The 10,811-nt window shown below is 34.2% G+C and carries 11 protein-coding genes; 5 read left to right on the forward strand and 6 right to left on the reverse strand.

What is annotated here, in order from left to right; all coding sequences use genetic code 11:
* Window positions 1–2: 2 nt before the first annotated feature.
* Window positions 3–737, reverse strand: a complete 735-nt coding sequence (locus QLS31_RS00565) for a lysophospholipid acyltransferase family protein (RefSeq protein WP_282741751.1) — start codon at window positions 735–737, stop codon at window positions 3–5.
* Between the two features lie 125 nt (window positions 738–862).
* Between QLS31_RS00565 and rnpA the strand changes: the two genes are divergently transcribed.
* The 5 genes from rnpA to QLS31_RS00590 all read left to right on the forward strand — a co-directional run bounded on the left by rnpA (window position 863) and on the right by QLS31_RS00590 (window position 4,519).
* On the forward strand, window positions 863–1,255 hold the full coding sequence (gene rnpA / locus QLS31_RS00570) for a ribonuclease P protein component (RefSeq protein ID WP_282741753.1): 393 nt from the start codon (window positions 863–865) through the stop codon (window positions 1,253–1,255).
* A gap of 42 nt (window positions 1,256–1,297) precedes the next feature.
* A complete protein-coding gene (locus QLS31_RS00575; RefSeq protein WP_282741755.1) occupies window positions 1,298–2,140 on the forward strand; it encodes a DUF4349 domain-containing protein in 843 nt (280 codons plus the stop codon).
* Between the two features lie 4 nt (window positions 2,141–2,144).
* On the forward strand, window positions 2,145–3,782 hold the full coding sequence (locus tag QLS31_RS00580) for a S41 family peptidase (protein WP_282741757.1): 1,638 nt from the start codon (window positions 2,145–2,147) through the stop codon (window positions 3,780–3,782).
* On the forward strand, window positions 3,782–4,087 hold the full coding sequence (locus tag QLS31_RS00585) for an OmpA family protein (protein ID WP_282741760.1): 306 nt from the start codon (window positions 3,782–3,784) through the stop codon (window positions 4,085–4,087). Before QLS31_RS00580 ends, QLS31_RS00585 begins: the two co-directional genes overlap by 1 nt.
* A gap of 144 nt (window positions 4,088–4,231) precedes the next feature.
* Window positions 4,232–4,519, forward strand: coding sequence for an OmpA family protein (locus tag QLS31_RS00590; RefSeq protein WP_282741762.1), 288 nt, complete (start codon window positions 4,232–4,234; stop codon window positions 4,517–4,519).
* 69 nt (window positions 4,520–4,588) lie between these two features.
* Here the strand turns inward: QLS31_RS00590 and QLS31_RS00595 are convergent, their stop codons facing one another.
* From QLS31_RS00595 to QLS31_RS00615, 5 genes are all read right to left on the reverse strand, one after another.
* The gene (locus tag QLS31_RS00595) at window positions 4,589–5,032 is read right to left on the reverse strand and encodes a GNAT family N-acetyltransferase (RefSeq protein WP_282741764.1); all 444 of its coding nucleotides are present in this window, start codon (window positions 5,030–5,032) and stop codon (window positions 4,589–4,591) included.
* Between the two features lie 49 nt (window positions 5,033–5,081).
* Window positions 5,082–6,059 (reverse strand): DUF4837 family protein, encoded by a 978-nt coding sequence (locus tag QLS31_RS00600; RefSeq protein ID WP_282741766.1) that lies wholly within the window; start codon window positions 6,057–6,059, stop codon window positions 5,082–5,084.
* Between the two features lie 48 nt (window positions 6,060–6,107).
* Entirely contained in the window at window positions 6,108–8,168 is a 2,061-nt protein-coding gene (locus tag QLS31_RS00605) for a LysM peptidoglycan-binding domain-containing protein (RefSeq protein WP_282741768.1), read from the reverse strand.
* 289 nt (window positions 8,169–8,457) lie between these two features.
* On the reverse strand, window positions 8,458–9,645 hold the full coding sequence (locus QLS31_RS00610; RefSeq protein ID WP_282741770.1) for a phosphoglycerate kinase: 1,188 nt from the start codon (window positions 9,643–9,645) through the stop codon (window positions 8,458–8,460).
* Between the two features lie 170 nt (window positions 9,646–9,815).
* Complete coding sequence (locus QLS31_RS00615; protein WP_099716225.1) at window positions 9,816–10,787, reverse strand: type IX secretion system membrane protein PorP/SprF; 972 nt, start codon at window positions 10,785–10,787, stop codon at window positions 9,816–9,818.
* Window positions 10,788–10,811: the final 24 nt, after the last annotated feature.

Genomic DNA, 10,811 nt, shown 5'->3' on the forward strand with positions numbered 1-10,811 from the left:
AATTAAATTTTTATTCCTTGAACAACTGCTTTTTCTGTTTGTGCGATTAAGTCAGCAAAAGCATAATCTTTAACCGCCAATGGTTTATGAACTACAAAGGTAAGGCGATTTCCTAAACCTAAAGGGAAAAACCCGTATTTAACTATTTTCCAAGAATTGTTTATGCTTACTGGAACTACGTATGCCGAGGGCGCATACTTACATAAAATTTTCAACCCGCTTTGTGCAAACTCTTTTGGCTTACCCGTCTTGCTTCGTGTTCCTTCCGGAAAAATAACTGCAGAACGGTTGTTTTTTTCAATATATTCAGACAATCCTTTGATGGCAGGAATGGCTTGTTTAGGATCTTTACGATCAATAAGAACAGAGCCTCCATGACGTAAATTAAACGATACACTTGGGATGCCTTTTCCTAATTCTTTCTTACTGACAAATTTACAATGAAATCGGCGGAAAAACCAAATCATAGCAATAATATCATACATACTTTGATGATTAGACACAAAAATCAGAGGAACATTTTTTGGAATGCTTTCTATGTTTTCAAATTTGTACGTTGTTCCCAAAAGATTCGTGCAACTCAATAAGAAAAAATTCAAATAGTCAACACTTTTTTTATGGGCTTGATAACCAAAAACATTGAAGCAAACCCACTGAATTGGATGAAAAATAACCAATGTTAGACCGAAACATAAATAATAAATTACGGAAATGGGATACGAAATTAGTTTTTGCATGCTTTAAAAATTTGCCACAAAAGTAAGAAATATATTTTTAGCGGTATTTAAATCCGAAACAATATACAGGCTCAACGTTTAATCGTAACTTTGCATGTTAAAATCTATGTCTTTTTTCTATTAAAATGAACTTCACTTACCCAAAAAACGAAAAGCTAAAAAGTAAAATAACCATTGGATTATTGTTTACCGAAGGGAAATCAGTATCTAAATATCCGTTGCGATTGGTGTATAAAGCCGGTTCTTTTGGCAATCCCGAAGTGTCGGGAGAAAAAATAAAAATGGGCGTTTCAGTTTCAAAAAAGAATTTTAAGAAAGCCGTAGACCGCAATTATTTCAAGCGTGTACTGCGCGAAACCTATCGCCTGAACAAACACTTATTGATTGATAATCTGGACCAACCGTATTCCTTTATGTTTTTTTATCAAACGAAGGACCGATTGACGTACGAGGAAATTAATACCAAAACCATTCAATTGTTTGAGAAGTTTTTGCTTCAAATAAAAAAAGAAGAGTAGCAATTCTATTTTTTGTATTTTTAGCATTAAAATTTAATGTTTATGAAGTCAATAGCCCTATTCTTTCTACTATTATTTTCTTTTTCCAGTTGTAAAAAAGCCGAGGCTGATTTAGACATGAAAGTATCAGCTATCAAACTTCCCCCAAAAGAAGCTTCAGCCAGTAACGCACTTTATGACAAAGAGAAAGCTGACATAAATGCCTCGGAAAAGGAAGCTCCTAAAAACATTGAACCAAAAATCATCAAAGAAGGCAATCTTCGTTTTCAAACCAATGATTTAACAGCCACTTATACTCAAATACAGAATGCCGTAAAGAGTCACAATGCTACTATTCAGAATGATACTGAGGGAAAGGATTATGGGTCTGTTTTTAGAAGATTAATCATTCGTGTTCCAAGCAAAAATTTTGATTTGTTTTTGAAAGACATTTCAAAAGGAGTTGCTTATTTTGACAATAAAGAAATATCTTCTCAAGATGTAACTGCAGAATATATAGATATTGATGCTCGATTAAAAGCTAAAAAAGTACTTGAAAACCGTTATCTCGAACTTCTAAAAAAAGCAAATAAAGTTTCTGAGATGTTAGAAATTGAGGCGCAACTTTCCTCCATTCGCGAAGAAATCGAAGCAAAAGAAGGCCAGTTGAACTATATGCAAAACCGAGTTTCATTCAGCACCATTACCATAGAATTCTACAAATCTATCGCTGAAGAAAGTGGCGTAACAGCTTCTTATGGAATGAAAATTTGGACTGCCATCAAATCTGGGTTCAATAGTATGTCGAGTTTATTTATAAATTTACTGAGCATTTGGCCGTTTATCATTATCCTGTTTGCAATAGGTTACTTTATTAGAAAAAGATTTAAGACAAAAAAAATATAAAACAATGTATTCTTTCTTCAAAAAAAAATTCATAATTCCCGTTGTCGCTTCGGCATTTCTGTTTATTGGTGCTAGTTTCAAAGATGATTTTTTTGAAATCGCCAAGCAAATTGAGATATTCACAACTCTTTTCAAGGAATTGAACCGAAATTATGTCGATGAAACGAATCCTGGTGACTTAATGGATAAAGCCATCAAAGGCATGTTAGCTAATTTAGACCCATACACCGTTTATTTCAACGAACAGGATGTGGTGCGCTTCAAGATAAACAACACTGGAGAATATACTGGAATAGGCGCTTTACTAACTCGGAAAGAAGATAAATTAATCGTCAAGGAAGCCTATAAAAACTTCCCTGCGGATAAAGCAGGTCTTAAAGCGGGTGACGAAATTACTCAAATAGGCGATGTATTATTATCTGATTTCAAAGAAGATGCTTCACAGCTTTTTAAAGGTGCGAAAAATACAAAAATCGACATCAAATACATCCGACAAGGAAAAATGAGCACCACTCAAATTGTCCTTGATGAAGTCGAAATCAAATCGGTTCCCTTTTTTGCAAAAATAGACGACAAAACCGGATATATTGTATTGTCACATTTTAATAAAAAAGCGTCATTCGAAACCAAAGAAGCATTGGAACAATTAAAAAAAGACGGTGCAGAACGAATTATATTGGATTTGAGAGATAATCCGGGAGGACTTTTGAATGAAGCGGTGAATATCTGTAATTTATTTGTTCCAAAAAACGAGATTATTGTTACTACAAAATCAAAAATAGAGAAACACAACAGCACCTATAAAACAACCAAAGATCCTGTAGACACTGAAATTCCTTTGATTATTATTGTGAACGGAAGAAGTGCTTCGGCATCAGAAATTGTGGCTGGCGCTTTGCAGGATTTAGATCGTGCAGTGGTTGTAGGAAGCCGTAGTTTTGGGAAAGGATTGGTACAAAGACCGGTGGATTTAACCTTTGGAACACAACTAAAAGTAACCATTTCTCGCTATTACACACCCTCAGGAAGATGCATTCAAGCATTAGATTATACCAGAAAAGATACAAATGGGAAAGCCATAAAGACTGAAGAGAAAAACTACAATGCTTTTAAAACCCGAAAAGGAAGGACGGTTTATGATGGCGGCGGTATTCAACCCGATGTGGAACTAGAGGAAGCAAAATCAAGTCCAATAACGGATGCTTTGATAAAAAATGACGGGATTTTTAATTACGTAACTAGTTATTATTATAAAAGTCCCGATTTAGGAAACCGTATTCCTACCGTTACCGATGCTGATTTCTTGGATTTCAAACAGTTTTTAAAAGTACAAAAATTCTCTTTTGACACTGAAACAGAACTCGCTTTGAAAAACACTTTGGCTGTAGCCAAAAAAGAAAAAATAGAAGAATCTATCCTTACAGAATACCAACAATTGCTTACTGCGCTTCAAAAAAGCGAGAATGCATTATTGGATAAAAACCAAAAAGAAATTAAAAATCTGATTTTGGATGAAATCATTAAACGCTATCAATACCAAGAAGGATTGTATCAATATTACATCAAAAACAATTCAGAAATTAAGAAAGCAGTGAGCATTTTAAACAACAACTCTGAGTATAAGACTATTTTAAAAATATAATGAAGAACTTATTTAGTCTACTTTTTTTGCTTTCTTTTAGTCATTTATCCGCTCAAATTAAAGCCTCAGAAACCGTCTATTTCGAATTTGATAAATACAATCTTTATAACGACCAAGTACAAACTATAGTCAATTTTATAAAAAGAGTCGATACTACAAAAGTCGAATCCATTCAGATTTATGGCTATTGTGACGATAGAGGCGATAATGATTACAATTATAAATTATCAGACAACAGAGTGAAAACTGTTCAAGATATCCTGACTTCCAATGGTTTTAATAAAAACAAAATTGTTATTATCTAGGGGAAAGGCCGGGTCATTTTAACAAATGATGCTTTTGAAAATTTAAATGAAACCCGTTCCAAAAACAGACGTGTAGATTTACTCATTGTAAAGAAAAACAGTTTTGGAAAAGGAATTTATAGCTCCTTTCAGGACAATCACAAAGTGGGTGACCGAGTCTACTTAGACAATATTCTATTTCCTTTGGGAAGCAGCAAATTAACCGTACAATCAAAATTAGAATTAGACAAAATTTCAAAAATTTTACAAAAACAGAAAAACTTACAATTCGAAATTAAAGGACACGTATGTTGTACTCCAAACTATTACGATAACGCCATAGAAAAAGACAGCCGCGAAAGAAAACTTTCTTTGAATCGGGCCAAAAGCGTATACAAATACCTCATGTCTAAAGGCATAAACAGCCTTAGAATGAAATATATAGGATGTTGAAACAAATTTCCTACGGGTTTAGGAGAAGCGTTAGACCGACGGGTCGAATTCCTTATTGTGAAAATTTAGTTATTCTCTTTTCATCTCAATATGCGGAATATCATCTTCCAGATACATTTCGCTGGTTTGCACAAATCCATGGCTTTCATAGAATTTTTTCAAGTATAATTGTGCTCCGATAGTGATTTTGCTTTCCCCAAAATGATGCGCAATTCCAGCAATTGATTCCCGCATTAGGTCATGTCCCCATTTTCTGTCACGATAATTAGCAGCAACAGTTACTCGGCCAATTGAAGCATTATCAAAACTGATTCCGGGTTTGAATAATCTGGAATGAGCCACAATTTTACCTTCAAATTCACCAATAAGATGTAATGCTACTTTATCTTTCCCGTCAAGATCAAGATAAACGCAATTTTGCTCCACTACAAAGATCTCACTTCTTAATTGTAATAAATCATATAGTTCGTGAACAGTTAGTGCGTCAAACGCCTTAATTTTCCATTGTAACATCGTGCCTGTTTTTATGTTTTTTGTATCGTACAAATAAAAGAAAATAAGATTATCTTTTCAATACATCTACTGATTTTATGATAGATTCCAATTCATGCATAAGATCGCGTTTTTCTTTAGACGGCGCATAGCAAAAACCTTCTAAAACCAGAATCCGATTGTATTCCTTATCGACAATGGCATAATTGATAAATGGACCCGACATGAAATCATTATTTAACTCCCAAGTTCCCTTAGTTTCATAGGTTTCCTTATCATCAAGAGTAATCTTGGAAAGATACGGCGCGTAAGCCTCTTCAGTAATCATAATAGTGCTGGGCTCGGTTCCACTGATGTATAATTTCCCGATGGAATCTCGCATTTTAATAATACTCGTGATTAAATCAGCCTCTTTTTTTATGGTGCTTAAAGGAACTTGATAAATTAGAAGACTTGTGTTCCCACCTATGATTTCCTTTTTTAACCACATAAAATTGCTTTTGTGAAGCACATATGCGTAACCAGAAGGAACTTGTAATGTGATGTGGAATTTATTCGAAATTACCTTTGGGTCAATATGGGATTGACCATTAATTCTCTGGCTTTCGGCTATTTCTGCCTCCTTGATCAGCTGAATCATTTTGGGTGCGTTTTTTTCAATGCCTGCAATAATATCCGCACTTGTTTTGCCGGAAATATGAAATACATTCTGAGGAGATGCATATTGATCTTTAGCAATCTCAAATTTATTTACTTCTCCTTTTTTCACCACTATAATCGCCCTGGTATCCGTCATGAAACCTTCCAAAAGCTTAACCGGATATTGATTGATGTTGAACAGCGGTTCTTCCTGTGGCAGTCCAATTACCGGAGATGCAAACTTGTTTCGAATGCTGTCCCCTACATCACCATTCCATAACTGATCGTCAATAATAACTGAAATAGTATTGATTTTACCCGATGTTTTTCGCGGCAAAGATTCATTTTCCTTTTTACAGGAAAACAACATCAAAGAAATCAGAAGAAGTAAAAAATGGGCTTTATTCATTGCTATTCAATTATAAAATAAAACCCAAATTTATAGAAGTTTATCGTATTATCCGTTTATTTTTAACTTCATTCCGGGCTTGAGTTCTTCACTGCGAATACCGTTCCATTTTTTTAAGTCAGAAATGGTTACTCCTGGATATTTTTTAGAAATGCTATACAAGGAATCTCCTTTTTTCACATAGTAATCAATCGCTTCTTTCTTAGAAGAATCAGTGATATTCGTTTTTTTCTTGAATGAACTTACCGTCGCTTTATTGGTATTGATGACTATTTCATCTTTGGCAACAATTAAAGTGGCGCCTATGCCAATCGTATTATCCTGTAAATTATTCCATTGCTTTAAATCCGCTAATGAAGCACCGAATTTTTTAGCGATATTCCCTAAATTATCTCCTTGCAAAACAACATACTCAATGTCTTTTCGTTCGGGACCTGAAACTAATTCTTCTTTACTGTCTGACACTTTTTTTGCAACCTGCAATGAAGCTCCTAATTGCACATTATCATTGTAAAGGTGATTCCATTCTTGGATTTCGGCAACGGTAACATCATATTTCTTGGCAATACTTCCTAAATTATCTCCTTTTTGAACCACATAAAGTGCAGATGCATTCGATACTACTGTTTCTGGCTGCGTAGTTTTTTTAGTTTTTTCTTCCTTATTGACTTTCATTTCAGAAGCAACTATTCTTTCATTGCTCGAAATTTTCTCTGATGGTATCAATTCTGTTTTAGGTTCCTTCTTTAGAGTTGTCAAATCAGCACCAATCACTATTTTTAAACTTTTTCCATAAGCCAAAGCATTACTTTTAAGTTTATTCCATTTTTTTATGTCAGCAACATCAACGTCATATTTACTGGCAATCATACTCAGATTATCTCCGCGTTTTACTTTATAATAGGTTGTTTTGGGCAGTGCAATCTTCTGAATCGTGTAATTAGCCGTGTCCTTTACAGCCATTGCTTTTTCAATCTGAAATGGCTTTTCACGTTTGTTCAATTCATATTGAGTGTAGGCGTAAATCTGGTCTTCATTAGACGCAAAAACAGCTATTTTTTCTTGTGGCAATCTCAAATAATGGTTTTGATCATGATAAAACGGAATCACATTTAGCTTGTATGACGGATTCAAAACCTGCAATTGCGCCACTGGAACATCCAACAAATCTGAGATTTGCTTGAACGTCATTTGCTTCTTGATCATAATCGTATCTGTGGCAAAATGCTTTACTGCGGCTCTGTTAGGAACAATTCCGTGTTCTTTATGGTATTCATAAATGTACATTGTAGCGAGAAAAGCAGGTACATATCCTTGTGTTTCTTTAGGAAGATTTTTTCTGATGTTCCAATAGTTTTGCTGTCCTCCGGAACGTCTAATGGCTTTTGCAACATTCCCCGGACCAGAATTATAAGAGGCCAAAACCAAATCCCAATCGCCAAATATTTTATACATATTTGTCATGTATTGCGCTGCGGCTTCACTGGCTTTCAAGGGATCGCTGCGTTCATCAACATAGGAATCAATTTTCAAACCATATTGTTTTCCGGTTTGATACATAAACTGCCAAAGTCCTGTAGCACCCATTTTAGAAACTGCTTTTGGATTCAAAGCCGATTCTACAATCGCCAAATATTTTATCTCCAAAGGAACATTTTGTTTCGCCAAAGCTTCTTCAAAAAGTGGAAAATAATATTCTGATGTGCCCATCAAGCGCTCAAAAGATTTTTTTCTGTTCTTCAAGAATGATTTAATGATATTTTCCAGACCTTGATTGTACTCAATATTGAAAGGTGATTTGGCATCCATTGCCGCCAATCTTTCTTTCAAAAGGGCTGTAGGCAATTCATAATCCACTATTTGGTCAATATTAATGTTCTTAATATCCTCTGATAAGTTGTTGTATAAATCTAGGTTTGTCAATTCTTTCATCCACAAACTGTCAACACAAGATGCTAAGTCATCTTTTATGAAGGTTTTCTTGATGGAATCTAAATAGGATAATTTTGTTTCTACTTTTACAACGTCTTTATTTACAACTGTTTCTTGCGAAAATAAATGCACGGATGCTAATAGAAAAAACGATAAGGTGGTATTTTTTATATTCATATTTTTACGATCAAAGACCTATATTTCAAATGATTACAAAGCTTGTTTTTACAAACTTAACAGGTTTAAACTAAAAAATTCTATAAATATTGTTAAAAATGCAATCTTTCGTTCATTTGTAAAGAATTTTGACCGGTTTTAGAGGCAAAAAACCCTTTAAAAAATCAATTCTTGAAATTTAATGCAAAAAAACCTTAGCGATATTATTTACCGCTAAGGTTTTCATTGAATTCTGATACCGTTTATCAATTTGAAATCATTCAATTCTAACGGTTTTTATTTCTTTGTATTAGTCAAGAATAGCTGCTATTCCTGGCAATGTTCTACCTTCAAGCATTTCTAGCATAGCACCTCCACCAGTTGACACATAACTCATTTTGTCTTCTAGTCCAAATTGTTTTACAGCTGCTACAGAATCTCCTCCACCTACAAGTGAGAACGCTCCGTTTGCAGTAGATTCAGCAATAAAGTTCCCTAAAGCAATCGTTCCATTAGCAAAACTTTCCATTTCAAAAACACCTAATGGTCCGTTCCAAAGAATCGTTTTAGAATCCATAATTACTTTTTTGAAGTTTTCCAATGATTTTGGTCCAGCATCAAGTCCTTGCCATCCATCAGGAATCTCTTTTACGTCAACAATTTGAGTGTCGGCAGTATTTGAAAATGCATTTGCTGCAACAACATCAACTGGAATGTGAATTTGAACTCCTTTTTCTTTAGCCAATCTCAAGATTTCCAATGCCAATTCTTGTTTGTCATCTTCACAAATAGAATCTCCAATTTTACCTCCTAATGCTTTCACAAAAGTAAAAGTCATTCCACCACCAATAATCATGTGGTCTACTTTATCCAAAATATTCTCGATAACCGTAATTTTAGAAGAAACTTTAGATCCACCAAGAACTGCTGTTACTGGTTTTTCACTGTTTTTCAAAACTTTGTTCAAGCTTTCGATTTCTTTAGCCAATAATAATCCGAAACATTTTTCTGTTGGGAAAAACTGAGCAATAATTGTAGTCGAAGCGTGTGCTCTGTGCGCTGTTCCAAAAGCGTCGTTTACATAAATATCACCAAGTGACGCTAATTCTTTTGCAAAAGCAACATCTCCAGCTTCTTCTTCGCTATGAAAACGTAAATTTTCCAATAATAAAACTTCTCCAGCTTGTAATTTATCCGCAGCGTTTTTAGCTTCCACACCAACACAGTTTGAAGCAAACTGAACTGGTACTCCTAACACTTCTGAAGTTGTTTTTAGGATGTGTTTCAATGAATATTTTTCTTCAACACCTGATGGTCTGCCTAAATGTGACATCAAAATTACGCTTCCACCTTGAGCAAGAATAGCATCAATTGTAGGTTTTGCCGCCTCGATACGAGTAGCATCTGTTACATTGAAATTTTCGTCCAAAGGCACATTAAAATCAACACGTATTATTGCTTTCTTAGTTGCAAAATTAAAATCGTTTAAAGTTTTCATTAAGTATATTTTTAGTTTGTTTTTTTTGAAAGAATAACAAATATAGAACTTTTAAATTATTATTAAATTTGAAAAACTTAGAAAAATATAGCTTTTACCAACGAAATCGTTGTAAATTAATAGTTAATGCAATTTTTTATATCAAAAACGAAGAAAATAAATAAGAATAATCAATCGTGAACCGGACTTTGCGTACAAGGACAGTTGCTGATTCCTGCCAGAAAATCAAGTCCAATTGTAACAACATGGGTTCCTGAGTTGTATGCCATCAATTGATTCAGGGTAAGTTGATAAGAATATCCAAAATAAAAATTAGACTTCTTGAAACCAACCATTGGCCCTAAATTTAACGGTTTGAAAAACTGATCATTCAAAAAACGGTAGGAAATTCCAGCCCAATAATAATCCTCATACTTGTTGAATTGTCTGTATTTTATATTCACATCCGTACTGGAACGTTGGTCACTGGCAAAATATTGATAGAAAACGGATGGCTCATATTCAATCCTGTTATTCGTTGGACTTTTAAAAACATATCCGGAGTAAACCTGATAATTTCTTAGTAATACCGGCTCAACTCCTGAAAACTTATCGGCATTTTTATTTAAAATATTACTGGCATTAAGACTCAAATAAAATGATTTATTTCTGTACAATGCGCCAATATCAAAGTTGTTATTGGATACAAATCGGTTGTCCGTGATGCTTGGATCCAGAACAGGAGCTTCGTATGTTGTATTGAAATTATTAATATCTATTTTAAAGTTATTAATGTTATATGACATCCCAAAAGACAAGTATTGTTTTGAATAATAGTCTAATATTAAGTGATGCGCAAAGGACAGTTTAAGCCCAGTTTGTCTGGTGTTTCCATTACTGTCATTGTACAACGATATCCCTACACCTGATTGATCCGCAATTCTAAAATCAGCATAAACGGACTGATTATCCGGAGCGTCTTTTATGCCAACCCATTGCGTAAGTCCATTGGCTCTAATTTTCAGGTTATCACCAATACCTGCGAATGTTGGTGATATTACAAAATGATTGTCTGCTAAATATTGTGTAAAAACAGGCAAATTTAACTCCTGACTGTAGCCCGAAGTTACAGTCAAAAGAAGGAGTACTATTATTTTTTTCATTTGGATCATTTTAATTTGGGACAA

The sequence above is a fragment of the Flavobacterium sp. XS2P24 genome (assembly GCF_030010285.1).
In the GTDB taxonomy this organism is placed as follows: Bacteria; Bacteroidota; Bacteroidia; order Flavobacteriales; family Flavobacteriaceae; genus Flavobacterium; species Flavobacterium algoritolerans.